20 protein-coding genes and 1 pseudogene are annotated in these 26,174 nt (G+C 63.2%); 10 read left to right on the forward strand and 11 right to left on the reverse strand.

All coding sequences use genetic code 11. The features are described from left to right. Positions 1–115: 115 nt before the first annotated feature. A complete protein-coding gene (locus ACIPZ5_RS17475) occupies positions 116–880 on the reverse strand; it encodes a methyl-accepting chemotaxis protein (RefSeq protein ID WP_371856889.1) in 765 nt (254 codons plus the stop codon). A gap of 93 nt (positions 881–973) precedes the next feature. Then, positions 974–1,990, reverse strand: a pseudogene (locus ACIPZ5_RS17480) (cache domain-containing protein); the annotation flags it as partial. Positions 1,991–2,152: 162 nt separating this feature from the next. Here ACIPZ5_RS17480 and ACIPZ5_RS17485 point away from each other — a divergent pair. Continuing rightward, positions 2,153–3,628 carry a helicase HerA-like domain-containing protein gene (locus tag ACIPZ5_RS17485; protein ID WP_343598714.1) on the forward strand — a complete coding sequence of 492 codons (1,476 nt, stop codon included), beginning with the start codon at positions 2,153–2,155 and terminating at the stop codon, positions 3,626–3,628. A gap of 170 nt (positions 3,629–3,798) precedes the next feature. Here ACIPZ5_RS17485 and ACIPZ5_RS17490 read toward each other — a convergent pair whose 3' ends face one another. Further along, positions 3,799–5,271 carry an inorganic phosphate transporter gene (locus ACIPZ5_RS17490; RefSeq protein ID WP_400809811.1) on the reverse strand — a complete coding sequence of 491 codons (1,473 nt, stop codon included), beginning with the start codon at positions 5,269–5,271 and terminating at the stop codon, positions 3,799–3,801. A 57-nt stretch (positions 5,272–5,328) separates the two neighbouring features. On the opposite strand from ACIPZ5_RS17490, the gene ACIPZ5_RS17495 reads away from it, so the two are divergent. Continuing rightward, positions 5,329–5,490 (forward strand): hypothetical protein, encoded by a 162-nt coding sequence (locus tag ACIPZ5_RS17495; RefSeq protein WP_343598713.1) that lies wholly within the window; start codon positions 5,329–5,331, stop codon positions 5,488–5,490. Between the two features lie 96 nt (positions 5,491–5,586). Here ACIPZ5_RS17495 and ACIPZ5_RS17500 read toward each other — a convergent pair whose 3' ends face one another. Continuing rightward, a complete protein-coding gene (locus ACIPZ5_RS17500) occupies positions 5,587–5,787 on the reverse strand; it encodes a hypothetical protein (protein ID WP_085675141.1) in 201 nt (66 codons plus the stop codon). A 457-nt stretch (positions 5,788–6,244) separates the two neighbouring features. On the opposite strand from ACIPZ5_RS17500, the gene pcaR reads away from it, so the two are divergent. The 7 genes from pcaR (at position 6,245) to pcaC (ending at position 14,173) form a co-directional block, all read left to right on the forward strand. Continuing rightward, positions 6,245–7,120 carry a pca regulon transcriptional regulator PcaR gene (gene pcaR / locus ACIPZ5_RS17505; protein WP_400809812.1) on the forward strand — a complete coding sequence of 292 codons (876 nt, stop codon included), beginning with the start codon at positions 6,245–6,247 and terminating at the stop codon, positions 7,118–7,120. Between the two features lie 293 nt (positions 7,121–7,413). Then, positions 7,414–8,757 (forward strand): MFS transporter, encoded by a 1,344-nt coding sequence (locus ACIPZ5_RS17510; RefSeq protein WP_343598711.1) that lies wholly within the window; start codon positions 7,414–7,416, stop codon positions 8,755–8,757. Between the two features lie 152 nt (positions 8,758–8,909). Further along, positions 8,910–10,115, forward strand: a complete 1,206-nt coding sequence (gene pcaF, locus ACIPZ5_RS17515; protein WP_205524627.1) for a 3-oxoadipyl-CoA thiolase — start codon at positions 8,910–8,912, stop codon at positions 10,113–10,115. A 197-nt stretch (positions 10,116–10,312) separates the two neighbouring features. Then, positions 10,313–11,602, forward strand: coding sequence for an MFS family transporter (locus ACIPZ5_RS17520; RefSeq protein WP_261941406.1), 1,290 nt, complete (start codon positions 10,313–10,315; stop codon positions 11,600–11,602). Between the two features lie 9 nt (positions 11,603–11,611). Continuing rightward, positions 11,612–12,964, forward strand: coding sequence for a 3-carboxy-cis,cis-muconate cycloisomerase (locus tag ACIPZ5_RS17525; protein ID WP_313713855.1), 1,353 nt, complete (start codon positions 11,612–11,614; stop codon positions 12,962–12,964). A gap of 11 nt (positions 12,965–12,975) precedes the next feature. Continuing rightward, a complete protein-coding gene (gene pcaD / locus ACIPZ5_RS17530; RefSeq protein ID WP_343598710.1) occupies positions 12,976–13,767 on the forward strand; it encodes a 3-oxoadipate enol-lactonase in 792 nt (263 codons plus the stop codon). Positions 13,768–13,777: 10 nt separating this feature from the next. Then, on the forward strand, positions 13,778–14,173 hold the full coding sequence (gene pcaC, locus ACIPZ5_RS17535) for a 4-carboxymuconolactone decarboxylase (protein ID WP_016488879.1): 396 nt from the start codon (positions 13,778–13,780) through the stop codon (positions 14,171–14,173). A 117-nt stretch (positions 14,174–14,290) separates the two neighbouring features. Here pcaC and ACIPZ5_RS17540 read toward each other — a convergent pair whose 3' ends face one another. The 6 genes from ACIPZ5_RS17540 to ttgA form a co-directional block, all read right to left on the reverse strand. Then, positions 14,291–14,809, reverse strand: coding sequence for a DUF962 domain-containing protein (locus ACIPZ5_RS17540; protein WP_261941402.1), 519 nt, complete (start codon positions 14,807–14,809; stop codon positions 14,291–14,293). Positions 14,810–15,012: 203 nt separating this feature from the next. Continuing rightward, complete coding sequence (locus ACIPZ5_RS17545; RefSeq protein ID WP_261941401.1) at positions 15,013–15,936, reverse strand: LysR family transcriptional regulator; 924 nt, start codon at positions 15,934–15,936, stop codon at positions 15,013–15,015. Between the two features lie 224 nt (positions 15,937–16,160). Beyond that, positions 16,161–17,417, reverse strand: a complete 1,257-nt coding sequence (locus ACIPZ5_RS17550) for an OprD family porin (RefSeq protein WP_261941400.1) — start codon at positions 17,415–17,417, stop codon at positions 16,161–16,163. A 294-nt stretch (positions 17,418–17,711) separates the two neighbouring features. After that, positions 17,712–19,166 carry an AdeC/AdeK/OprM family multidrug efflux complex outer membrane factor gene (locus ACIPZ5_RS17555; RefSeq protein WP_400809814.1) on the reverse strand — a complete coding sequence of 485 codons (1,455 nt, stop codon included), beginning with the start codon at positions 19,164–19,166 and terminating at the stop codon, positions 17,712–17,714. Next, complete coding sequence (ttgB, locus tag ACIPZ5_RS17560; protein ID WP_261941398.1) at positions 19,163–22,315, reverse strand: multidrug efflux RND transporter permease subunit TtgB; 3,153 nt, start codon at positions 22,313–22,315, stop codon at positions 19,163–19,165. Before ttgB ends, ACIPZ5_RS17555 begins: the two co-directional genes overlap by 4 nt. 3 nt (positions 22,316–22,318) lie before the next feature. Then, positions 22,319–23,473: a toluene efflux RND transporter periplasmic adaptor subunit TtgA gene (ttgA, locus tag ACIPZ5_RS17565; protein WP_261941397.1), complete on the reverse strand. Its 1,155-nt coding sequence runs from the start codon at positions 23,471–23,473 to the stop codon at positions 22,319–22,321. A 255-nt stretch (positions 23,474–23,728) separates the two neighbouring features. Here ttgA and ttgR point away from each other — a divergent pair, with 255 nt between their 5' ends. After that, positions 23,729–24,361 (forward strand): efflux transport transcriptional regulator TtgR, encoded by a 633-nt coding sequence (gene ttgR / locus ACIPZ5_RS17570; RefSeq protein ID WP_261941396.1) that lies wholly within the window; start codon positions 23,729–23,731, stop codon positions 24,359–24,361. A gap of 77 nt (positions 24,362–24,438) precedes the next feature. Here ttgR and ACIPZ5_RS17575 read toward each other — a convergent pair whose 3' ends face one another. Next, on the reverse strand, positions 24,439–25,890 hold the full coding sequence (locus ACIPZ5_RS17575) for an MDR family MFS transporter (protein WP_400809817.1): 1,452 nt from the start codon (positions 25,888–25,890) through the stop codon (positions 24,439–24,441). Positions 25,891–26,174: the final 284 nt, after the last annotated feature.

Raw genomic sequence — 26,174 nt, forward strand, 5'->3', positions numbered from 1 at the left:
GTGCTGCAATCTTCGCGGGCAAGCCCGCTCCCACAGGTCATGCACCAGCCGGTAGGGCTGTGGGGTACCTGTGGGAGCGGGCTTGCCCGCGAAAAGTACGACGCGGTGATTCAGGTCAGATGCGGAAGCTGCCGACCAGGTGTTTCAGGCGGGTGGCTTGTTGCTCCAGGTCCGAGCAGGCACGCAGGGTTGCCTGCAGGTTCTCGACACCTTCCTGGTTGAGCATGTTGATCTCGTTGATGTCCATGTTGATCGAGTCGACCACCGCAGTCTGCTCTTCGGTGGCGGTGGCCACCGACTGGTTCATGCCGTCGATCTCGCCGATGCGCACGGTCACGCTGTCCAGGCGCTCGCCGGCCTGGTTGGCGATCTGCATGCTGTCCTGGCTGTGGCGCTGGCTCTGGCCCATGGTGTCGACCGACTCGCGGGCACCGACCTGCAGCTCTTCGATCATGGTCTGTACCTGCTGCGCCGACTCCTGGGTGCGGTGCGCCAGGTTGCGGACTTCGTCGGCGACCACGGCAAAGCCACGCCCGGCCTCACCGGCGCGGGCCGCTTCGATCGCGGCGTTGAGTGCCAGCAGGTTGGTCTGCTGGGAAATGCTGGTGATCACCTCGAGGATCTGGCCGATGTTCACGGTCTTGCTGTTGAGCGTCTCGATGTGCGCGCTCGACGTGACGATCAGGTCGGACAGGCGGTTCATCGCAGCGATGTTGCGCTCCACCACTTGCTGGCCTTCCTCGGCCAGCAGGCGCGCGGAGCTGGCGTGCTGAGAGGCCTGGGCGGCATTGCCGGCGATTTCCTGGGCGGCGGCGCCGAGTTCGTTGATGGCTGCGGCGACACTGTTGGTGCGGTTGGACTGCTCGTCGGAATTGGCCATCGACGAGTTCGAGGCGCTGATGACGCGCAGGGCCACTTCATTGACCTGCTCGGTCGCCGACGACACTTCGCGGATCGAGCCGTGGATGCGTTCGACGAAGCGGTTGAAGGCCTTGCCGAGAATGCCGAACTCGTCGTGGTTGTGGATGCTCAGGCGCTTGGTCAGGTCGCCTTCACCTTCGGCGATATCCTCCATGGCGCGGGTCATGGTGTGCAACGGCTGCATCAGCACGCGGATCAGCAGGCCGAGCAGGCCGATGATGATCACCACGGCCACCAGGGTGGCGATCACCGCCGAGGTGCGGAAGGTGCTGAGCATGGCAAAGGCCTTGTCCTTGTCCACCGACAGGCCGATGTACCAGTTGGCCGAAGGCAGGCCCTTGATCGGGGTGAAGGTCAGCAGGCGGGCCTGGCCGTTGGCGTCGACTTCGGTCAGCTCGCCGGACAGCTTCGGCGTGTGCTGTGGGAACAGGTCCGACAGCGACTTCATGACCAGTTCCTTGTCCGGGTGGACCAGGATCTTGCCCTGATCGTTGACCAGGAACGCATAACCCATGCCGCCGAAGTTCAGCGAGTTGATGATCTGCACCAGGCCGTCGAGGGCGAGGTCGCCACCGACTACGCCGACGCTGGCGGAAACCTTGCTGAGGATACCGATGACCATCTTGTTGGTGGTCAGGTCGATGTAGGGCTCGGTCAGAATCGCACCTTGGGCGTTCATGCCGTCCTTGTACCAAGGGCGGGTGCGCGGGTCATAGCCGTCAGGCATCTTGGCGTCCGGGCGCACGCTGAAACCACCATCGACCTTGCCCAGGTAGACCGTGAGGAAACTCGAGATCAGGGCATTCTGACCCATCAGTGTTTCGGCGTTGGCCGGTTGCTGGGCAATGTTCTGCGCCAGGTTTTCCACCAGTTTGATACGGCCATCGAACAGGTTGCGGATGTTGGTCGAAGTGGACTCGCCCATTTCTGCCAGATAATTCTCCAGATTCTCGCGGATCGCATTACGCTGGAGGTAATCGTTGTAAAGAGTGAACAGGCTGAAGGCGAGTATCACGATCAATGATGCAGCCAAAAGGATCTTGTGGCTGAAACGCAGGTTTTTGTTCATGGCGTAATCGGTTCCGCTAAGGTTTTTATCGGGCGTTCGCACGGTATCGCTGCAAGCAGTGCAAATCCTGAAAGTCCTTTTCGGTTGCTCCTGTCTATTAAGGCGAATATCACCCAACGGTATCGGCAGAATTAAGCCAAAGCTTGAGCGGGGATGAGAGAGATGTCGGAAACTTCGACCATAGTTGTAGGCGCTGACCCGAGTGGTCAGCCAGTGCAGCAAGCCATGCGCCTGGCCAATCGCCACGGCCTGGTCGCCGGGGCTACCGGTACCGGCAAGACCGTGACCCTGCAGCACCTGGCGGAAGTATTCAGCGATGCCGGAGTGGCGGTGTTCGCGGCAGACGTCAAAGGCGATCTGTGTGGCCTGGGTGCCGCAGGTGCGCCACAAGGCAAGGTGGCTGAGCGAATCGCTGGCATGCCTTGGCTGGGGCACACGCCTAAAGCCTATCCGGTGACGCTCTGGGATGTGGCGGGGCAGTCCGGCCACCCGTTGCGTACCACACTCAGCGAAATGGGCCCGTTGCTGCTCGGCAACCTGCTGGAGTTGACCGACAGCCAGCAGGCCGCGCTGTATGCGGCTTTCAAGGTGGCGGATCGCGAAGGCTTGCTGCTGCTCGATCTTAAAGACCTCAAGGCCCTGTTGGCGCACCTGAAGGACAACCCGCAACTGCTGGGTGAAGACAGCGCGCTGATGACCACCGGCTCGACCCAGGCCTTGCTGCGCCGGCTGGCAACCCTGGAGCAGCAGGGTGCCGAGGCGCTGTTTGGCGAGCCGGCGCTGCAACTGGAAGACCTGTTGCGGCCGGGGGCCGATGGCCGTGGGCGTATCCACCTGCTTGACGCCAGTCGGCTGGTGCACGAGGCGCCGAAGGTGTATGCGACTTTCCTGCTGTGGCTGCTGGCTGAACTGTTCGAGCAATTGCCGGAGCGCGGTGATGCCGACAAACCGATACTGGCGCTGTTCTTCGATGAGGCACATCTGTTGTTCAACGGCACGCCGAAAGCGCTGCAGGACCGCCTGGAGCAGGTGGTACGGCTGATCCGCTCCAAGGGCGTTGGCGTGTATTTCGTCACCCAGTCGCCCGGCGATCTACCCGATAGCGTGCTGGCCCAGTTGGGCTTGCGTATCCAGCACGGCCTGCGCGCCTTCACCGCCAAAGAGCAGAAGTCGCTCAGGGCTGTGGCAGATGGCTTCCGCCCAAACCCGGCGTTCGATAGCCTGGCGGTGCTGACCGAACTGGGGATTGGCGAGGCGTTGGTAGGCACCCTGGAAGACAAGGGCACGCCGGCAATGGTTCAGCGGGTGCTGATCGCGCCACCGCAATCGCGGATCGGGCCATTGAGTGCGGCCGAACGCAGTGGGTTGATTGCGGCTTCACCCCTGCTGGGGCGGTATGACAAGGCGATCGACCGGGAGTCGGCGTATGAAATGCTGACCCAGCGTAAGGGTGAGCCGACGGAACCTGCGCCAGTGCCGAAGGCGGACGAAGAGAGTTTCGCAGAAAAGGCAGGGGATTTTTTGCAGAGTGCGGCGGGGCAGGCGATCAAGTCGGCGGTGCGCCAGGCGGCCAATCAGTTGGGGCGGCAGTTGGTGCGTGGGTTGATGGGGTCGTTGCTGGGCGGCAAGAAAAAGTGACTTTCCGTACCGGCCTCTTCGCGGGGCAAGCCCGCTCCCACAGAGATAGCGCCTAACCTTGGGGCGGCGCTATCTCTGTGGGAGCGGGCTTGCCCCGCGAAGAGGCCGGTACAGGAATACACCTACGAAAAAGGCGCCCGAGGGCGCCTTTTTCAGTGCAGCGGAATCGCTCAGGCCAGGGCCTTGGAGGCCAGCCAGAACAGCCCGGCCGCCAGGCCCATCGAGGCCGGCAGGGTCAACACCCAGGCCAGCAGGATGGTCTTCACGGTGCCGCCTTGCAGGCCGCTCTTGTTGGCGACCATGGTGCCGGCAACGCCGGACGACAGCACATGGGTGGTCGACACCGGCAGGGCGAACACGTTGGCCATGCCGATGGCGCACGCAGCGGTAATCTGCGCCGACATGCCCTGGGCATAGGTCATGCCCTGCTTGCCGATCTTCTCACCGACGGTCAGCACTACACGCTTCCAGCCGACCATGGTGCCCAGGCCCAAGGCCAGGGCGACGGCCACGATCACCCAGAACGGGGCATATTCGGTGGTGGCGGTCAGGTCCTTGCGCAACTTCTCGAGGTCGGCCTTTTCACGGGCTTCAAGGCCAGGCAGCTTGCCTACCTTCTTCGCGGTATCGTCCAGGCACAGCAGGTAGCGGCGCACTTCAACGCGCTTTTCGGCATCCAGCGCGTGGTAGTCGGTCACGCCTTGCAGCGAGGACTGCAGTGCAGCGATGGTCGGTTCGGTCTGCTGCGGGTTGCAGCTGAACTGCTCCGGCAGGTCGGTCGACTTGGCCTTGCCCAGTGCCAGGAACTCGCCCAGGGTGGCGGCGTTGCGCTGGTAGAACTGGCTCATGTGCAGGGTGGCGTCGCGGGTGCGCTCGATCTGGTAGGTGGTGCTGTTCAGGTCGAGGACGAACTTGGCCGGAACGATGCCGATCAGCACCAGCATGATCAGGCCGATGCCTTTCTGGCCATCGTTGGAGCCGTGCACGAAGCTCACGCCCATGGCCGAAATCACCAGGACCAGGCGGTTCCAGAATGGCGGATGCTTCTTGTCGTCGAGTTTGCGGCGCTGCTCCGGGGTTTTATGCATCTTCGACAGTGGGCGCCACCATTTCAGGCCGATCAGCACCAGTGCGGCGACCGCGAAGCCGGCGATCGGCGAGACCACCAGCGACATGGCGATGTCGATCGCCTTCTGCCAGTTGACGCCATCGCCTAGCGGGATGTCGTTGATCAGTGCGTTGGCCAGGCCCACCCCGAGGATCGAGCCGATCAGGGTGTGCGAGCTGGAAGCGGGGATGCCGAAGTACCAGGTACCCAGGTTCCAGGTGATGGCGGCAGCCAGCAACGAGAAGACCATGGCCAGGCCATGCCCGGTATTCACATTGATCAGCAGCTCGACCGGCAGCAGGTGGACGATGGCGTAGGCCACCCCGACACCGCCGAGCAGAACGCCGAAGAAGTTGAACACCCCGGAGAAGAACACGGCCAGGTGTGGTGGCATGGCTTTGGTATAGATGACGGTGGCTACCGCGTTGGCGGTGTCATGAAAGCCATTGATGAACTCGAATGCGAGCACGAAGGTCAGGGCGAGCAGCAGGCTCACCAATACCCAGGCATCCAGTCCGCTGAATAAATCGATCATGAAGGTTGTCTGGCGGTCATAGGGGGGCGGGATTATGCCAGAAAACCTTGGCAATCGATGCACCCACTGCTGACCGATGGCAGCGTTGTGAGCACCCTCTCAGCCCAGCAGGTGATGGGATCTGGCGGAAAAAGTTCCGTTAAAAAACAAGAAATAGCGAAAAATTCGCTAAATTTCTGGAAAAATCTCAGTGCGGCAACGCTTCAAACGGTTGTATGAAATTTGTGTAATTCCATTTCATCCTCGGCCATTCGGTAAAGATCGGCCGCGTCGAGGGCGCTTGGCCCGCGACGTGAGGGCGGAGCAGCGGGCAGCTCAGGGTTGCTCGCTGCGCAGTTCCTTTTCCATTTTTTCCAGTTCCTGGCTGAATGCCTGGTCCTGGACAGTGGCACGTTTGCGCCAAGGCTTGCGTTCCGGGTCCGGTTGCGCGGCATAGGTGGTGACTTCACCACCGTAAACTTCCTTGTAACGTTCTGCCTGGCGCTCGAGTTCTGCGCGCAGTTCATCTTTCGTCACAGTAATACCTGAATGAGTAGAAGTGGCTGGTGTTGTATGCAGGTGCAAGTTGCCCATGCACACGACGTGCTGGTTGGCGGATGAAAGCCGGGCCAGTATTCCATTGCCGGAGTGTCGATCCGGGCCAGCGGAATCGATTATAGCAATCGGTAAATCGCCAAACAGGGATATTTATGCAACAGCGTACAAACTTTCAAGGCCAGCAGTGGCCTGTACAAACTTTGAGCAAACAGCACCTTGAATAGTTCGCTGTCGTTTTGCGCAAAGCACAAATAAAACGGCCCCGCACGAGGCGAGGCCGTTGCCTGGGGACTTCTACGGTGGGTACCTGACCAGTCTCTCCAAAGAAGCCACATGTGGCAGGAGAAAGGTATAAGTAAATTTGTCGGCGGTCAATTGCGATTATCGGCCGTTCGTTCGATAATCGCACGAGCCAGCGATTTTTTTGAGGTGAGCGATGAACGACGAAACCACGCCCAACGAATCTGCCAACCCAGAGGTGGCCCGCCCGAGCGCACCCGCACTGGCACCGCCGATCGTGGCCTCGCCGGCCAAGCGCATCCAGGCATTTACCGGCGACCCTGACTTCATGACCTCCCTGGCGCGTGGTCTGGCAGTGATCCAGGCCTTCCAGGAGCGCAAGCGCCACCTGACCATCGCGCAGATCAGTCATCGCACTGAAATCCCCAGGGCCGCCGTGCGCCGCTGCCTGCATACGTTGATCAAGCTGGGTTACGCCACTACTGACGGGCGTACCTATTCGCTGCTGCCGAAAGTACTGACCCTGGGGCACGCCTACCTGTCGTCGACGCCGCTGGCAGTTTCGGCCCAGCCCTACCTCGACCGCATCAGCGACCAGTTGCACGAGGCTGCCAACATGGCCACCCTCGAAGGCGACGACATTCTTTATATAGCCCGTTCGGCCACGGTGGAGCGGCTGATTTCGGTCGACCTCTCGGTGGGTGGGCGGTTGCCGGCCTATTGCACGTCCATGGGGCGCATCCTGCTGGCGGCGATGGACGACACCAGCCTGCGCGAGTACCTCGAGCGCGCTGACCTCAAGGCGCGCACCAGCCGTACCCTGAACGACCCCGAGTCGTTGTTCGCCTGTATCCAGCAGGTGCGGGAGCAGGGCTGGTGCGTGGTCGACCAGGAACTTGAGCAGGGGCTGCGCTCGATCGCAGTGCCTATCTATGATGCGTCCGGGCAGGTGCTGGCGGCGCTGAACGTGAGCACCCATGTCGGGCGGGTGACGCGCAGCGAGCTGGAGCAGCGCTTCCTGCCGATCCTGCTGGCGGCCAGCCGCGACCTTTGCCACCAGTTGTTCGGCTAGCGGCAGTGTCGACACTGTTTCCTGTTCGATAAACGCACAGTGTCGCTCTGGGTCAATTGCGCCTCCCCTGATCGCTGATTAATGTCTCTCGCAACGGTCGGCTCTGCCGACCGATACAAGAAAAACATAAGAGGCGCATCCCATGACCACTGTCACTCGACTGCCGCGGCCGCACCCGTTCGCAGTACCGTTGTATCCAGGCTGATTCAGGCCGCACTTAATCGCTATTGAAGCCCTGTGCTATTGACCCAAGTGCAGCGGCCAGACCGTGCCCTCCTTTCTGGATAACAACAATGAACCAACCACACTCTGTCGGGAACAATCTCGACGTCCAGTCGTTCATCAATGAACAACCGCTGTCGCGCTATCAGTGGCGCGTGGTGATCCTCTGCTTCCTGATCGTTTTCCTCGATGGCCTCGATACCGCGGCCATGGGCTTCATCGCGCCTGCCTTGTCGCAGGAGTGGGGCATCGACCGCGCCAGCCTCGGCCCGGTGATGAGTGCCGCGTTGATCGGCATGGTGTTCGGTGCCCTGGGTTCCGGGCCGCTGGCTGACCGTTTCGGGCGCAAGGGCGTACTGGTCGGTGCGGTGCTGGTGTTCGGTGGTTTCAGCCTGGCCTCGGCCTATGCCGGCAACGTCGACCAGTTGATGGTGCTGCGCTTCCTGACTGGCCTGGGACTGGGGGCGGGGATGCCCAATGCCACCACACTGCTGTCCGAATACACCCCGGAACGCCTCAAGTCGCTGCTGGTGACCAGCATGTTCTGCGGCTTCAACCTCGGCATGGCCGGTGGTGGTTTCATTTCCGCGAAGATGATCCCGGCCTACGGCTGGCACAGCCTGCTGGTGATCGGTGGCGTGCTGCCGCTGCTGCTGGCCGTGGTGCTGATGGTCTGGCTGCCGGAATCGGCGCGCTTCCTGGTGGTGCGTAACCGTGGTAACGACAAGGTGCGCAAGACCCTCGCGCCGATCGCGCCGGCGGTGGTTGCGCAGGCGGCCAGCTTCAGCGTGCCGGAGCAGAAGGCCGTGGCTGCGCGAAACGTGTTTGCGGTGATCTTCTCCGGGACCTACGGCCTGGGCACGGTGCTGCTGTGGCTGACCTACTTCATGGGCCTGGTGATCGTCTACCTGCTGACCAGCTGGCTGCCGACACTGATGCGCGACAGCGGCGCCAGCATGGAACAGGCCGCATTCATCGGTGCGCTGTTCCAGTTCGGCGGTGTGCTCAGTGCGGTGGCGGTGGGTTGGGCCATGGACCGCTTCAATCCGCACAAGGTCATTGGCATCTTCTACCTGTTGGCTGGCGTGTTTGCCTACGCCGTAGGTCAGAGCCTGGGCAACATCACCGTGCTCGCCACCCTGGTGCTGGTCGCCGGCATGTGCGTCAACGGCGCGCAGTCGGCCATGCCGTCGCTGGCCGCACGCTTCTACCCGACCCAAGCTCGCGCCACAGGCGTATCGTGGATGCTGGGCATCGGCCGCTTCGGCGCGATTCTAGGGGCCTGGAGCGGCGCGACGCTGCTGGGCCTGGGCTGGAACTTCGAGCAGGTACTGACCGCATTGCTGGTGCCGGCGGCGCTGGCGACAGTGGGCGTGATCGTGAAAGGTTTGGTAAGCCACGCCGACGCGACCTGACCAGGCGGGGCCCACTGCGGCCCCGTCATTCGACGAACGATAGTAGGGCAACATTTGGTTCGATAATCGCACGAATAGTCGATTATCGAATTGTAAGCGACCCCTTTGTCTCCTTAATCTGGGCTCAACGTAGCACCCCTGGCAGGAGAAGCCTGATGCGTGAAGTATTTATCTGTGACGCCATCCGCACCCCGATCGGCCGCTTCGGCGGCGCCCTGGCCGGCGTGCGTGCCGACGACCTGGCGGCCGTGCCGCTAAAGGCGTTGATCGAACGCAACCCCTCGGTCCAGTGGGACCAGCTCGACGAAGTGTTTTTCGGCTGTGCCAACCAGGCCGGTGAAGACAACCGCAACGTCGCGCGCATGGCCCTGCTGCTGGCCGGCCTGCCAGAGAGCGTTCCGGGCGTGACCCTGAACCGCCTGTGCGCTTCGGGCATGGACGCCATTGGTACCGCTTTCCGCGCCATTGCCAGCGGCGAGATGGAGTTTGTGATTGCCGGTGGCGTCGAATCGATGTCGCGTGCACCCTTCGTCATGGGCAAGGCCGAAAGCGGTTATTCGCGCAACATGAAGCTCGAGGACACCACCATCGGCTGGCGTTTCATCAACCCGCTGATGAAGAGCCAGTACGGCGTCGACGCCATGCCGGAGACCGCCGACAACGTGGCTGACGACTACCAGGTTTCCCGCGCTGACCAGGACGCCTTTGCCCTGCGCAGCCAGCAGAAGGCTGCTGCGGCCCAGGCTGCCGGCTTCTTCGCCGAAGAGATCGTGCCGGTGCGTATCGCCCACAAGAAGGGTGAAACCATCGTCGAGCGTGACGAGCACCTGCGCCCGGAAACCACGCTGGAAGCGCTGACCAAGCTCAAGCCAGTCAACGGCCCGGACAAGACCGTCACCGCTGGCAACGCCTCCGGCGTGAACGATGGCGCCGCGGCACTGATCCTGGCCTCGGCCGAGGCAGTGAAGAAACACGGCCTGACCCCACGTGCCCGTGTGCTGGGCATGGCCAGCGCGGGGGTTGCTCCGCGTGTCATGGGCATCGGCCCAGTGCCGGCGGTGCGCAAGCTGACCGAGCGCCTGGGCGTGGCGGTGAATGATTTCGATGTGATCGAGCTCAACGAAGCCTTCGCCAGCCAAGGCCTGGCGGTGCTGCGTGAGCTGGGTGTGGCCGACGATGCGCCGCAGGTGAACCCCAACGGTGGCGCGATCGCCCTGGGCCACCCGCTGGGCATGAGCGGTGCGCGCCTGGTGCTGACTGCGCTTCACCAGCTGGAGAAGAGCGGCGGCCGCAAGGGCCTGGCGACCATGTGTGTGGGCGTTGGCCAAGGCCTGGCGTTGGCCATCGAACGGGTTTGACCTGTACCGGCCTCTTCGCGGGCAAGCCCGCTCCCACAGACGATCGTTGCCCACTGCACAACGCGAACCTGTGGGAGCGGGCTTGCCCGCGAAGAGGCTGACCTGAACGACGCAAGGCCTGTTGCCAGCCTGATAGCGGAACGGTGTGTTACTAGGTATGTCTAGACTTACCTAGGACCCTCCAGGAGTAAACCGTCATGACCTCAACCTATTACACCGGTGAAGAGCGCAGTAAACGCATCTTCGCCATCGTCGGTGCCTCTTCGGGCAACCTGGTGGAATGGTTCGACTTCTACGTCTATGCCTTCAGTGCGATCTACTTCGCCGCGTCCTTCTTCCCCTCCGGCGACCCTACCGTGCAACTGCTCAACACGGCCGGGGTATTCGCTGCAGGCTTCCTGATGCGCCCTATCGGTGGCTGGATCTTCGGTCGCCTGGCCGACCGCCATGGCCGCAAGAATTCCCTGATGATCTCGGTGCTGATGATGTGCTTCGGCTCGCTGATGATCGCCTGCCTGCCCACCTATGCCAGCATCGGCGCCTGGGCACCGGCGCTGCTTTTGCTTGCGCGGCTGATCCAGGGCCTGTCGGTGGGTGGCGAGTACGGCACCACCGCAACCTACATGAGTGAAGTGGCCCTGCGCGGTCAGCGTGGTTTCTTTGCGTCGTTCCAGTATGTGACCCTGATCGGCGGCCAGTTGCTGGCGGTGCTGGTGGTGGTGATCATGCAGCAACTGCTGAGCGAGGAAGAACTGCGCGCCTGGGGCTGGCGCATTCCGTTCGTGGTCGGTGCCATCGCCGCGCTGATCTCGCTGATGCTGCGCCGCTCGCTGCACGAGACCAGCAGCGCCGAAACCCGCAAGGACAAGGACGCCGGCACCATCAAGGGGTTGTTCCGCAACCACACCGCAGCATTCATTACGGTGCTTGGCTACACCGCCGGTGGTTCGCTGATCTTCTACACCTTCACCACCTACATGCAGAAGTACCTGGTCAACACGGCAGGCATGAATGCCAAGACCGCCAGTTTCGTAATGACCGGGGCGCTGTTCCTGTACATGGTGATGCAGCCCTTCTTCGGCATGCTCTCCGACCGCATCGGCCGGCGTAACTCGATGCTGCTGTTCGGTGCGTTGGGCACCCTCTGCACCGTACCGCTGCTGATGGCACTGAAGACCGTGAGCAGCCCGTTCATGGCTTTCGTGTTGATCACCCTGGCCCTGTGCATCGTCAGTTTCTACACCTCGATCAGTGGCCTGGTGAAAGCCGAGATGTTCCCGCCGCAGGTCCGCGCGCTGGGCGTGGGCCTGGCGTATGCGGTGGCCAACGCGGCGTTTGGTGGCTCGGCCGAGTACGTGGCCCTGGGCCTGAAGACCATGGGCATGGAAAACACCTTCTACTGGTACGTGACGGCCATGATGGCAATCGCCTTCCTGTTCAGCCTGCGCCTGCCGAAGCAGGCGCAATACCTGCACCACGATGATTAAGGACGTTGCATGAGCAACCAACTGTTCGACGCCTACTTCACCGCGCCGGCCATGCGCGAAGTGTTCTCTGACCGCGGCCGCCTGCAGGGCATGCTCGACTTCGAGGCTGCGCTGGCCCGTGCCGAAGCCGCTGCCGGCCTGGTGCCGCACAGTGCCGTGGCGGCCATCGAGGCGGCCTGCCAGGCTGAGCGCTATGATGTGCGCGCCCTGGCGGATGCCATCGCCACCGCCGGCAACTCGGCGATCCCCCTGGTCAAGGCGCTGGGCAAGGTGATCGCCAGCGGTGTGCCCGAGGCCGAGCGCTACGTGCACCTGGGCGCCACCAGTCAGGATGCGATGGATACCGGGCTGGTCTTGCAGTTGCGCGATGCACTGGAACTGATCGAAGCCGATCTTGGCAAGCTGGCCGACACCCTGGCGCGCCAGGCCTTGCAGCATGCCGATACGCCGCTGGTTGGCCGTACCTGGTTGCAGCACGCCACGCCGGTGACCCTGGGCATGAAGCTGGCCGGTGTGCTCGGTGCCTTGACCCGCCATCGCCAGCGCCTGCAGGAGCTGCGACCGCGTTTGCTGGTGCTGCAGTTCGGCGGTGCCTCCGGCAGCCTCGCGGCCCTGGGTAGCAAGGCCATGCCGGTGGCTGAAGCACTGGCCGAGCAACTCAAGCTGACTTTGCCTGAGCAGCCTTGGCACACCCAGCGTGATCGCCTGGTGGAGTTCGCTTCGGTGCTGGGCCTGGTTGCCGGTAGCCTGGGCAAGTTCGGCCGTGATGTCAGCCTGCTGATGCAGACCGAAGCCGGTGAGGTGTTCGAGCCGTCGGCGCCGGGCAAGGGCGGTTCGTCGACCATGCCGCACAAGCGCAACCCGGTCGGTGCGGCGGTGCTGATCGGCGCCGCTACCCGCGTGCCGGGCCTGCTTTCGACGCTGTTCGCCGCCATGCCCCAGGAGCACGAGCGCAGCCTCGGCCTGTGGCATGCCGAATGGGAAACCTTGCCGGACATTTGCTGCCTGGTCTCTGGCGCCCTGCGCCAGGCCCAGGTGATCGCAGAAGGCATGCAAGTGGATGCCGAGCGCATGCGCCACAACCTCGACCTGACCCAGGGCCTGGTGCTGGCCGAAGCGGTGAGTATCGTGCTCGCCCAGCGCCTGGGCCGTGACCGCGCCCACCACCTGCTGGAGCAATGCTGCCAGCGTGCCGTGGCCGAACAGCGCCACCTGCGCGCCGTACTGGGTGACGAGCCGCAGGTCAGTGCCGAACTGAGCGCGGAAGAACTCGACCGCCTGCTCGACCCTGCCCATTACCTCGGCCAGGCCCGCGTCTGGGTGGCGCGCGCCGTGGCTGAACATCAACGTTTGACTGCCTGAAGGAGACCGCTGTGGCGCACTTGCAACTGGCCGATGGCGTACTGAACTACCAACTCGACGGCCCGGCCGATGCTCCGGTGCTGGTCCTGTCCAACTCGCTGGGTACCGACCTGGGCATGTGGGACAGCCAGATTCCGCTGTGGAGCGAACACTTCCGCGTGCTGCGCTACGACACCCGTGGCCATGGCGCTTCGCAGGTCACTGAAGGCCCGTACAGCATCGAGCAGCTGGGCCAGGATGTACTGGCGCTGCTGGACGCGCTGGACATCCAGCACGCGCATTTTGTCGGCCTGTCCATGGGCGGCCTGATCGGCCAGTGGCTGGGCATCCATGCCGGCGCGCGCCTGCACAGCCTGACCCTGTGCAACACCGCCGCCAAGATCGCCAACGACGAGGTGTGGAACACCCGGATCGACACCGTGCTCAAGGGCGGTCAGCAAGCCATGGTCGGCCTGCGCGATGCCTCCATCGCCCGCTGGTTCACCCCGGCGTTTGCCGAGCAGCAGCCGCAGGAGGCCCAGCGCATCTGCCAGATGCTCGCGCAGACCAGCCCCGAGGGTTATGCCGCCAACTGCGCAGCCGTGCGCGACGCCGATTTCCGTGAACAGCTGGGCCGCATCCAGGTGGCGACGCTGATCGTTGCCGGTACCGAAGACGTGGTCACCACGCCGGAGCATGGCCGCTTCATGCAGGCTGGTATCATCGGTGCCACTTACGCCGAGTTCCCGGCGGCGCACCTGTCCAACGTCGAGATTGGCGAGGCATTCAGCCGCCGCGTGCTCGACTTCCTGCTGGCTCGCTGAGGTATTGGCCATGGATGAGAAACAACGTTACGACGCCGGCATGCAGGTTCGCCGCGCAGTGCTGGGCGACGCCCACGTGGACCGCAGCCTGGAGAAGCTCAACGACTTCAACGGCGAGTTCCAGGAAATGATCACCCGCCATGCCTGGGGCGATATCTGGACCCGCCCGGGCCTGCCGCGTCACACCCGCAGCCTGATCACCATTGCCATGCTGATCGGCATGAACCGCAACGACGAGCTCAAGCTGCACTTGCGGGCGGCGGCCAACAACGGCGTGACCCGCGACGAGATCAAGGAAGTGCTGATGCAGAGCGCGATCTACTGCGGCATTCCGGCAGCCAATGCCACTTTCCACCTGGCCGAGTCGGTGTGGGATGAGTTGGGCGTGGAGTCGCGCCAGCAGTAATACCTGCACTGGCCTCAACGCCGGCAAGCCGCTCCCTCCCAGTACAGCATCAAGCCTGAGAGCAGTGCGGTACCTGTGGGAGCCGGCTTGCCGGCGATGAAGCCGGGGGCCCTCTTGCTAGGCTGCTTTGTGTCGCAGTGCTACTGGCCCGGCATTGGCCTCCACGGCCTGTTTCAATGCCGGGCACAGGCCCACCATGAACGCCGCTTCAGCCACCACGAACAGCGGGCCGATGATCAGCCCGCTGATATCGTCGACGAACGCCGGCTTGCGGCCTTCGTAATGATGCCCGACGAACTGGATGATCCAGCCCACCACGAACGCACCCAGCCCGGCGCTCAGCCACAGGCCGGTGGACTGCGTGGCCAGTGCCTGGCCGATCCACAGGCACAAGCCCAACAGCAGGCCCATGACCAGGCCGAAGCGCAGGTCCAGGCGCAGGTAGAAACGCACTGCAGCGGCTGCGGCGAGCAGGGCGGGGGATAGCCAGATGCCGGCCAGGTCCCAGCCGGGGCGCGACAGCAACACCGTGACAGCCACGACGATCAGCGGTATGCCGACGAAGTGGGTGGCGATGTTGCGCGGGTCGCGGTGGTAGTTGGCGTACTGGCTCAGGTGTTCGACGAGGTTTTTCATTGTTGTTCCTCCCTGGGTGGCCTGTTCAGCGTGGTGTTGCCTGTACCGGCCCTTTCGCGGGCAAGCCCGCTCCCACAGGATTACTGCAGTGCTTGAGAGAGCCGCTGTACCTGTGGGAGCGGGCTTGCCCGCGAAGAGGGCGTCACTGGCAACCCATGATCTGATAGTGATCAGAATAGCCCGCAGCCACCACCATCATCAGTTCAGCGAATGGCAGCGGCGCGCATTGGCGCATCCAGCCCCACCAAGGTCTCGATCATCGCCCGTGCTGCCGGTGACAAGCGGTATCCGCTACGGCTGACCACCCCGCATCTCACGCTCAGTACCTCCAGAGCCGGTGGCAGGTTGCGCCAGTGCAGGCGTACCAGGTTGCCCGCCGCGAGGTCGTCGGCCACCGCTTCCTCGCTGGCCGTGCCTATGGCATCGCTGGCCAGCACCACGCTGCGCAATACCGCCAGGTGTTCGGTCTGCAGGTGCGGAGTGAAGTCGCTGCGCCCGCTGAGGTTGGCCAGACGCTTGCGCACCCCAGGGGCGAGCAAGGCACTGGCCAAGGGGTAGGCGAACAGGTCGTTGGTCGACAGGCTGTCCTTGGCCAGCAGCGGGTGGCCGGGCCGGCAGAAGAACAGCCCAGGGCGCGGGGTGAGCGGTTCGGTGTGGAAGTTGGGGTCGGCTTCGAAGGGGCGGATGTCGTCGACGAAGAACTCGATCTGCTCACGGCGCAGGGCCTGGCCGAGGCGTTCGGCGTTGTCCACCAACAGGGCCGTGCGGATACCGGGGTGGCTGGCGATGAAATGCTGCAGTGCTTGAGGGACCAGGCGCACGGCCAGGGCCGGGCCGCTGCCGAAATGCAGTTCGCCGGCGTCGAGCTTGGTCATTTGCAGCACTTCGTTGCTCAGTTGGGTGGCGCCCTGTACCAGGCGGCGGGCGTGCTGCAGCACCACCAGGCCCTCGGGGGTCGGGCGCAGGGCTTTGCTGGCACGGTCGACCAGCGGGCAGCCGAAGGTGTGTTCGAGGCCCTGGATGGCACGGCTGAAGGCAGGTTGGGTGATGCCCATGGCTTCGGCGGCACGGACGAAACTGCGGTATTCGGTGAGGGCGATGAAGTAACGCAGTTGGCGAAGGTCCATGTCGAGGCTCTGCGGTGGAACAGGGCTCGATTTAAGCGATTGTTTTATATGTCGTCAAAGAAGGTTTTTTGATTTGTTTATTCATTTTAGTTATTTGTAAGGCGTCTGGCATCTTCGTGGCTAAAGCCGCTCCCACAGGGATCGCACAGGATTTGAATCTTGTGGAGGACCTTGTGGGAGCGGCGGTTCGGCGCCCCGGTTTACCCGCGAAGAGGCCAGTGAACTCATAGGAGGTTCAGCGGGTAGCTCACGATCAGCCGGTTCTCATCGAACGAGTTGGTGCTGAAATCCCGGCGCATGGTGGAGTTGCGCCACTTCACCGACAGGTCCTTGAAGGTGCCCGACTGGATCACATAGGCCAGCTCGGTCTCCCGCGCCCATTCCTTGCCGTCGGTCACGCCGCCTGCGGTGACATTGTCGCCCTTGATGTAGCGGTTCATCAGGGTCAGGCCGGGGATGCCGACGCTGACGAAGTTGAAGTCGTGGCGTACCTGCCAGGAGCGCTCCTTGGCATTGTCGAAGCTCGAGTTGTAGCTGTCGTTGGCCAGGGTGCCGCCACTGGTGCCGTTGACCCGCAGCCAGGCATTGTCGCCACTGACCTTCTGCAGGCCGACGTAGAAGGTGTTGCCCTTGTAGCGCGCCGACAGCAACGCCGAGGCGGTTTTGTTGTCCAGCTGGCCTGCGCGTTCCGCGCCATCTTCCTTGCCCCAGAAGTAACCCAGGTTGGCACCCAGGGTCCATTCGCCCAACGGCTGGCTATGCACCAGGTTCAGGTATTGCTGGCGGTAGATGTCCTTGAGCTGGGCGTCCCACAGGCCGATCATGGTGCGCTTGTCGTTGAAGGTGTATTCACCGCCGCCAAAGTTGAAGCGGTCGGAGGTGAAGGCCGCGCGGCCGTTGAGCGACATGTCTTCCATGCTGGCGTCGTTGCGCGGGCTGTTGCCGCGGAACTGGCCGGCGTACAGGGTCAGGCCTTCGATTTCCTTCGAAGTGACCTGGCCACCGCGGAAGGTCTGTGGCAGCGAACGGCCGTCGTCCGAGCGCAAGATTGGCAGTACCGGCATCCATTCACCGACTTTCAGTTCGGTCTCGGACAGCTTGGCTTTCAATGCCACGCCCAGGCGGCCGAAGTCGTCCGCGGGGCGGCCGTCGTCATGCACCGGTAGCAGCTGGGTGTTGGTGGTGCCTTTGCCGCCATCGAGCTTGACCGAATACAGGCCCAGTACGTCCACGCCGAAGCCGACGGTGCCTTGGGTGAAACCGGAGCGGGCATCGAGGATGAAGCTCTGAGTCCATTCTTCGGCCTTGCCCTGTGGGTGGGCCGGGTCGACGAAGTTACGGTTGATGTAGAAGTTGCGCAGGTTGAGGCTGGCCTTGGCGTCCTCCATGAACCCACCATTGTCGGCGGCGCATACAGGCAGGGCGCAGGAAATGGCCAACAGGCCGGGCAGCAGCTGGCGTGCGGGTTGTGAAGTGCTCATCTGTCGTGGATCTCTTGTTTTTATGGTCGAACCTACGCAGCAGGGTGCGGCCTGCAGGCGTGGTCTTTGATGAACTTGTGCAGCGTTGCGTGGGGGATGTTGCGGGGCTGGGCGGGGGTGAGGCAATTCGCCGCAAACGGTTTTGGGCGATAATCGAACGCTATGTAACGCCTAGTTAATTATTTGCCTGCACCGGCCTCTTCGAGGCGTCGAACCGCCGCGAAGAGGCCGGTGCAGGCAATCGACAAACAAAAAGCCCAGCGCGAGGCTGGGCTTGTTGCTGTTGCGGGTCGATCAGCTCTTCGGTGTGTCCACCGAGGCTTGCTGATTGGCCTGGCCAGTCTGCTCGTACCAGCCACCGCCGAGTGCCTTGTACAGGTTGACCTCGCTGGTCAGCTGCGAGAGGCGGTCGGTGATCAGTGACTGCTGGGACGAGTACAGGTTGCGCTGGGCATCGAGGAACGTCAGGTTGCTGTCGATACCGATGCGGTAGCGGCGTTCGGCCAGGCGGTAGTAGTCCTGGTTCGCCTGCACCAGGTCGCGTTGCGCCTGCAGCTGCTCTTCGAAGGTCTTGCGCGCCGCCAGGCCATCGGAGACTTCCTGGAAGGCGGTCTGGATGGTCTTTTCGTACTTGGCGACGTTGATGTCCTTCTGGATCTTCGAGTAGTCCAGGCTGGCCTTCAGGCTACCGGCGTTGAAGATCGGCAGGTTGATCTGCGGCTGGAACAGCCAGGTGCCCTGGCCGCCTGCGAACAAGTGGCCCATGTCGGGGCTCAGGCTGCCGGCATTGGCCGTCAGGCTGATGCTCGGGAAGAACGCTGCACGGGCCGCACCGATGTTGGCATTGGCAGCCTTGAGCAGGTGCTCGGCTTCCTGGATGTCCGGGCGACGCTGAAGGATCTCGGACGGCAGGCCGGCCGGTACCTCGGCCAGTTGGTCGGCATTGAGCTCCAGTGGCTTGGCCAGGTCGGCCGGAATGCCGGTGCCCAGCAGCACGGTCAGGCTGTTGACGTCCTGGGCGACCAGGCGCTGGTACTGCGAGTGCTTGACCCGTGCACCTTCCACGGCGGTGCGCGACTGGCTGACGTCGAGCGCCGAAGCCACACCGACTTCGTTGCTGCGACGGGTCAGGTTGTAGCTTTCCTCGTAGGTCTTGAGCGTCTCTTCGGTCAGCTTGAACAGTGCCTGGTCGGCCTGCCAGGTGTAGTAGGCGTTGGCCACGCTGGCCACCAGGGCAATCTGCGTGGAACGGCGCGCCTGCTCGCTGGACAGGTAGGTTTCCAGGGCCTGCTCGGTCAGGCTGCGCACGCGGCCGAACAGGTCCAGCTCATAGGCACTGACGCCCAGGGTGGCCGAGTACTGGCTGGTGATGCTGGACTCACCGCTGGTCGACATGTTCGCCGGCACGCGCTGGCGGCTGCCGCTGCCGGTAGCCGAAACTGCCGGGAACAGGTCGGCGCGCTGGATGCGGTACTGGGCGCGGTAGGCGTCGATGTTCAACGCTGCCACACGCAGGTCGCGGTTGTTCACCAGCGAGGTCTGGATCAACTGCTGCAGTGCCGGGTCATGGAAGAACTGGCGCCAGCCCTGTTCGGCGGCGGCCACCTCGGCCGACTGGGTCGGCGAGTACGCAGGGCCTTGCGGCCACTGCGCAGCCACCGGCGATTCCGGGGTCTGGTAGTCAGGGATCAGCGAGCAGCCGCCGAGAATGAAAGCGGTTACCGCCAGGGACAATAAAGACTTGGTCATTGCCCAGCCTCATAACGTGGAGTTTCAGGGGAGTCGTGTTTTTCCGGCTCTTTGCTGCCGAACAGCGACGACACTGCGACGAAGAATAGCGGTACCCAGAAGATTGCCAGTACGGTCGCACTGATCATGCCGCCGATCACACCGGTGCCGATGGCGTGCTGGCTGCCGGCGCCGGCGCCGCTGGCGATGGTCAACGGTACCACGCCGAGGATGAACGCCAGCGAGGTCATGATGATCGGGCGCAGACGCATGCGGCACGCCTCGATGGCCGAGTCGTACAGGCTGCGGCCCTGCTCGTGCAGTTCCTTGGCGAACTCGACGATCAGGATCGCGTTCTTCGCCGCCAGGCCGATGGTGGTCAACAGGCCGACCAGGAAGTACACGTCGTTGGACAGCCCGCGCAGGCTGGTGGCGATCAGTGCACCGATGATACCCAGTGGGACGACCAGCACGACGGCGATCGGGATCGACCAGCTCTCGTACAGCGCTGCCAGGCAGAGGAATACGAACAGTACCGAGAGGGCGAACAGCGCCGGCATCTGCGAGCCGGAGAGCTTTTCCTCGTAGGACATGCCGGTCCAGGAGTAGCCGATACCCGCTGGCAGTTCGCCAGCGATGCGCTCGACTTCGGCCATGGCCTCACCGGTACTGTAGCCTGGCGCTGGCGCACCGAGGATTTCCATCGCTTCGACGCCGTTGTAACGCGACAGCTTCGGCGAACCGTAGGTCCACTCGCCCTTGGCGAAGGAGGAGAACGGTACCATCTCGCCGGCGCCGTTGCGCACGTACCACTTCTGCAGGTCTTCCGGGCTCATCCGCGAGTTGGGTTCACCTTGGATGTACACCTTCTTGACCCGGCCACGGTCGATGAAGTCGTTGACGTAGCTGGCACCCAGGGCAATCGACAGGGTGTTGTTGATGTCGGCGATGGTCACGCCCAGGGCGCTGGCACGTTCGTCATCGATGGTCAGCTGGTACTGCGGTTCATCGTTCAGGCCGTTCGGGCGCACAGCGCTGAGGATCTTGCTCTGCGCGGCCTTGGCCAGGAACTGGTTGCGCGCTTCCATCAGCTTGGCGTGGCCGACACCGCCGCGGTCCTGGAGGAACACGTCGAAGCCGGTGGCGTTACCCAGCTCGAGTACTGCCGGTGGGGCGAAGGCGAACACCATCGCGTCACGGAAGGTGAAGAAGTGCTGCTGGGCACGCTGGGCCAGGGCGAACACGCTGTTTTCCTTGGAGCGTTCATCCCAGGGTTTGAGCATGATGAACGCCATGCCCGAGCTCTGGCCGCGGCCGGCGAAGTTGAAGCCGTTGACGGTGAACACCGACGAAACGGTGTCAGATTCATCCTTGAGCAGGTACTCGCGCATCTGGTCGACCACCACCTGGGTGCGCTCGGCACTGGAGCCGGCCGGGGTCTGCACCTGGGCGAACAGTACGCCCTGGTCTTCTTCAGGCAGGAACGCGGTAGGGATGCGGGCGAACAGCCAGATCATGCCGACCACGATCAAGGCATAGGCCAGCAGGAACGGCACCTTGTTGCGCAGGATGCCGCCCACGCTGCGCTCGTAGCCGTTGACGCTGCGGTCGAAGTTGCGGTTGAACCAGCCGAAGAAGCCACCTTTGGCGGTGTGGTGCTCGCCTTTCTTCAGCGGCTTGAGCATGGTTGCGCACAAGGCCGGGGTGAAGATCAGCGCTACCAGGACCGAGAGGCCCATCGCCGAAACGATGGTGATGGAGAACTGCCGGTAGATCACGCCGGTGGAACCACCGAAGAACGCCATGGGCAGCAGTACCGCCGACAGCACCAGGGCGATACCCACCAGGGCGCCCTGGATCTGCTCCATGGAGCGCTTGGTCGCCTCCTTGGGCGGCAGGCCTTCCTCGGACATCACCCGCTCGACGTTCTCCACCACGACGATGGCGTCGTCCACCAGCAAGCCGATGGCCAGGACCATGGCGAACATGGTCAGGGTGTTGATGCTGAAGCCCGCGGCGGCAAGGATGCCGAAGGTACCCAGCAACACCACCGGTACGGTCATGGTGGTGATGATGGTGGCGCGGAAGTTCTGCAGGAACAGGTACATCACCAGGAACACCAGGACCACGGCTTCGATCAAGGTGTGGATCACGCCGCTGATCGATTCGGTGACCACCGGGGTGGTGTCATACGGGAACACCGCTTTCACCCCAGGCGGGAAGAACGGTTCAAGGTCGGAAATGGTCTTGCGCAGGGCCTTGGCGGTGTCCAGGGCGTTGGCGCCGGTGGCCAGTTTTACCGCAAGGCCGGAAGCCGGCTTGCCGTTGAACTGAGCGCTGACCGCGTAGTTTTCACCGCCCAGGCCGACCTGGGCAACATCACCCAGACGCACCTGCGAACCGTCGTTGTTGACCTTGAGCAGGATCTTCTCGAACTGCTCGGCAGTCTGCAGGCGGGTCTTGCCGATGATGGTAGCGTTCAGCTGGGTGCCAGGCATGGCAGGCAAGCCGCCGAGCTGGCCGGAGGACACCTGCACGTTCTGCGCGGCAACTGCGGTCTTGACGTCGACCGGGGTCAGCTGGAACTTGTTCAGCTTGGCCGGATCGAGCCAGATACGCATGGCGTACTGTGCACCGAACACCTGGAAGTCACCCACGCCGGCAGTCCGCGAAATCGGGTCCTGCATGTTGGAGACGATGTAGTTGGCCAGGTCGTCCTTGGTCATGCTGCCGTCTTCGGACACCAGGCCGATCACCAGCAGGAAGTTCTTCACTGCCTTGGTGACGCGGATACCTTGCTGCTGCACTTCCTGCGGCAGCAGCGGGGTGGCCAGGTTGAGCTTGTTCTGCACCTGGACCTGGGCGGTGTCAGGGTTGGTGCCCTGTTCGAAGGTGGCGGTAATGGTCATGCTGCCGTCGGAGTTACTTTCCGACGACACATAACGCAGGTTGTCGATACCGTTGAGCTGCTGCTCGATGACCTGCACCACGGTGTCCTGCACGGTCTGCGCCGAGGCGCCCGGGTAGGTCACGGCGATGGCGATGGCCGGCGGCGCGATGCTCGGGTACTGGTTGATCGGCAGCTTCAGGATTGACAAGGCGCCGACCAGCATGATCACCAAGGCGATCACCCAGGCGAAGATCGGGCGATCGATAAAGAACTTCGACATGGTTTACTCCGCTTTGGCGTCTGCTTTGGCCGCGTTGGCCTGATCAGGGCTGCCCGGCTTCTTGACGTTGGTGGCGTCGCTGACCTTGACCTCGACGCCTGGGCGTACGTATTGCAGGCCTTCGGTGATCAGGCGGTCGCCCGGGTTCAAGCCTTCCTCGATCAGCCAGTCGCTGCCCAGGGTACGGCTGGCCTTGAGCTGGCGCAGTTCGACCTTGTTCTCCTGGTTGACCACCAGCGCGGTCGGCGCGCCCTTGAGGTCGCGGGTCACGCCCTGCTGAGGGGCCAGGATGGCGTTGGCGTTGACCCCGGCCTTGAGCCGCGCATGCACGAACATGCCTGGCAGCAGGGTGTGGTCGGGGTTGGGGAAGAGCGCGCGCAGGGTCACCGAGCCGGTGGTCTCGTCGACCGAGACTTCGGAGAATTCGAGGCGACCTTCCTGTTTGAACAGGCTGCCGTCTTCCAGCACCAGCTGCACCGAGGCGGCGTTGTCGCCGGCCTTCTGCAACTGGCCGCTTTCCAGGTCACGGCGCAGCTTGAGCAGTTCGGCGGTGGACTGGGTGACGTCGACGTAGATCGGGTCGAGCTGCTGGATGGTGGCCATGGCGTTGGTCTGGCCATTGTTCACCAGCGCGCCCTCGGTGACCGAAGAGCGCCCGATACGGCCGCTGATCGGTGCCAGGACTTTGGTGTAACGCAGGTCGATCTGCGCGCTTTTCAGCGAAGCTTCGGCCTGCAATCGTTTGGCACTGGCATCGTCGTATTCCTGTTTCGATACCGCCTGTTCGTTGACCAGCTGCTTGTAGCGCTCGGCCAGCGACTTGGTCGACTGCAGGTTGGCCTGGGCATTGGCCAGGTTGGCTTCGTACACGGCTGGGTCGATCTGGTACAGCTGCTGGCCTTCCTTGACCTCGCTGCCTTCCTTGAACAGGCGCTTGAGGATGATGCCGTTGACCTGCGGGCGCACTTCGGCGACGCGGTAGGCGCTGGTGCGCCCCGGTAGTTCCGAGGTCAGGGTGAAGGACTGTGGCTGCAAGGTGACGACGCCGACCAGAGGAGCCTGCGCTGCGGGCGCGGCTTCTTCTTTCTTACAGCCACTTAGCAGGGTTGCCAGGGCGACGGCGGAAACCAGAGCGGTAACGGCTGGCTTGAATTGCATGAGGATCCTCGGGTCGCAAGAGCAGGGAGACGCTCAAGAGTAATGGAAGAGTCTTGTCAGAAAAAAACTATCCGGTGGATAAATAGCTTACTAACGAATATACTTACATTCACGGTTGTTTGTAAATACCGCTGGGTAGTACTTGGCTACTACCGCAGCCCTCGATTAGCCCATTCGGGAGGCACCCTGCAGAGGTGACCCCGGCGTTTTTCCCCGGCTGCGCAGCGCAGCGGGCCCAGATGAGGTTGCACTGCCATGGTCCGTCGAACAAAAGAAGAAGCCCAGGAGACCCGCGCCCAGATCATCGAGGCAGCGGAGAAGGCCTTCTACAAGCGCGGGGTTGCGCGCACCACACTGGCCGACATCGCCGAGCTGGCGGGCGTGACCCGGGGCGCGATCTACTGGCATTTCAACAACAAGGCGGAACTGGTACAGGCGCTGCTCGACAGCCTGCATGAAACCCATGACCACCTGGCGCGGGCCAGTGAAAGCGAAGACGAACTGGACCCGCTCGGCTGCATGCGCAAGCTGTTGCTGCAGGTGCTCAACGAGCTGGTGCTCGACGCCCGTACCCGGCGTATCAATGAAATCTTGCATCACAAGTGCGAGTTCACCGATGACATGTGTGAAATTCGCCAGCAGCGCCAAGGTGCGGTGCTGGATTGCCATGTGGGCATCAAGCTGGCCTTCGCCAATGCCGTGCGCCGCGGTCAGCTACCTGCGGATATCGATATAGAACGAGCGGCTGTGGCTTTGTTCGCCTATGTCGATGGCCTGATCGGGCGCTGGTTGCTGCTGCCTGACAGTTTCGATCTGCTGCGCGACGCGGAAAAATGGGTCGACACAGGGCTGGATATGCTGCGCTTGAGCCCTGCGCTGCGCAAATGACACTTTGTTAAGGATTGTGAGGAAGTGTTTCCCTTGTGTATTAACCAAGCATTAACGCCTGCCGGCAAGCGCAGCCGTCAACGGCCGCGCAATTGCCGGTCCGGCAGTGCCACGGCCGCCAGCAACCCCAGCAGCGCAATCGCAGCACTGCCCAGCAGCAGGTGACGGAAGGTCTCCAGCAGCCTCATCTGTGTGTCTGGGGCCGCCTCGCCCGCCTTCAAGCTCCCCAGCAGTGGGTTGCCCAGCAATTCGAAACCACCCTGTTGCAGCAGCGCCAGCAGCAGGCTGGACATGCACGCCACGCCCATGGCTCCACCCAGCGAACGGAACAGGTTGGTGGTGCTGGTGGCCACGCCGATATCCTTGCTGGCCACAGCGCTCTGCGTACCCACCAGCGAGGTCGGGAATTGCAGGCCGCAGGCAATACCGGTGAGCAGCATGAACACGGCACTGAGCACGCCGGACTGCGGCGGGGTGATGGCCATGGCGAAGATCGCCACGGGCATCAGCACGGCGCCTGCCAGAATTTGCGGCTTGAAGCGCCCGGTGCGGCTGGTCATGCGGCCACCGGTGAAGGCACCCATGGGCAGCCCCATGGCCAACGGCAGCAGGTGCAGCGCGGCGCTGTCGGCCCCGGCGCCGGTGATGCCCTGGTAGCGCAGCGGCATCAGCATGGTCAGCGAGATCGACTGGAAGCTGGCGAAGAAGATCACCCCCCAGCACAGCACGGCAACCCGGTTGCCGAACAGGTCCATGGGCAGCAGCGGTTCCTGGCAGCGCCGCTCATGGCCGATGAACAAGGCCAGGCCAAGCGCTGCGCAGGCGAACAAGGCCAGCACGGCAGGCGCGGTCCAGGGCTGGCCCTGGCCGACCAGGGTGATGCCCAGCAGCAAGCTGCCCAGGCCTAGGATCAGCAGCACGGCGCCGAGGTAATCGACCCGGGCCTGACGGCGTTGCACGGGCATGCCGGCCAGGGCGCGGTGGATCGCCCACAGCGCGACCAGGCCCAGCGGCAGGTTGATCCAGAACACCCAGCGCCAGGACAGGTACTCGGTCAGCCAGCCGCCGAGCACTGGCCCGGCCACGCTGGCCACGGCGTACATGCTGCTGAAGTAGCCCTGGTAGCGGCCGCGTTCACGCGGTGGCACGAAGTCGCCGATGATCGCCTGGCTCACCGACACCATACCGCCGGCACCGATGCCTTGCAGCACGCGCGCCATCACCAGCTGCTGCATGTCCTGGGCCAGGGCGCAGGCGATCGAGGCCAGGGTGAACAGGCTGATGCCGGTGAGGATCATGCGCCGGCGGCCATACAGGTCGCCGAGCTTGCCGTAGATCGGCACGGCCACGGTCATCGCCACCATGTAGCCGGAGATCACCCAGGCCAGCAGGCCGACGTCGTTGAACTGGGCCGAGATGGCCGGCATGGAGACGGCGACGATGGTCTGGTCGAGGGCGCCGAGAAAGATCGCCAGCATCAGGGCGGTCAACACGTTGCGCAGGACGGTCGGGGGCAGGGCGGCGGTCACGGAGGTACCTTGTCTGGGAGGGTGACGCGAATAGCGCGATTGTAACCCGGGTTAGGTAGCTCCCTATGTACTATCTGCATCCCCTATGCAAGATCGGCATTGGCGCATTCATCCAGCGCTGCATGGCCGCGTGATATCGTTGGTATGCCACAGGGGCTGTACGCCGCGGCCTGCACCAGCTTGGTGCAGCATTTTGTCGCAGCACTGCAGGCCGCTGTCTCCCACACCTTTTATTCCTCTGCCTGCATGTCGAGCATGACCGCCCAGATGGCGACGGTTGGAAC

The sequence above is a fragment of the Pseudomonas sp. NPDC089428 genome (genome assembly GCF_044749325.1).
In the GTDB taxonomy this organism is placed as follows: domain Bacteria; phylum Pseudomonadota; class Gammaproteobacteria; order Pseudomonadales; family Pseudomonadaceae; genus Aquipseudomonas.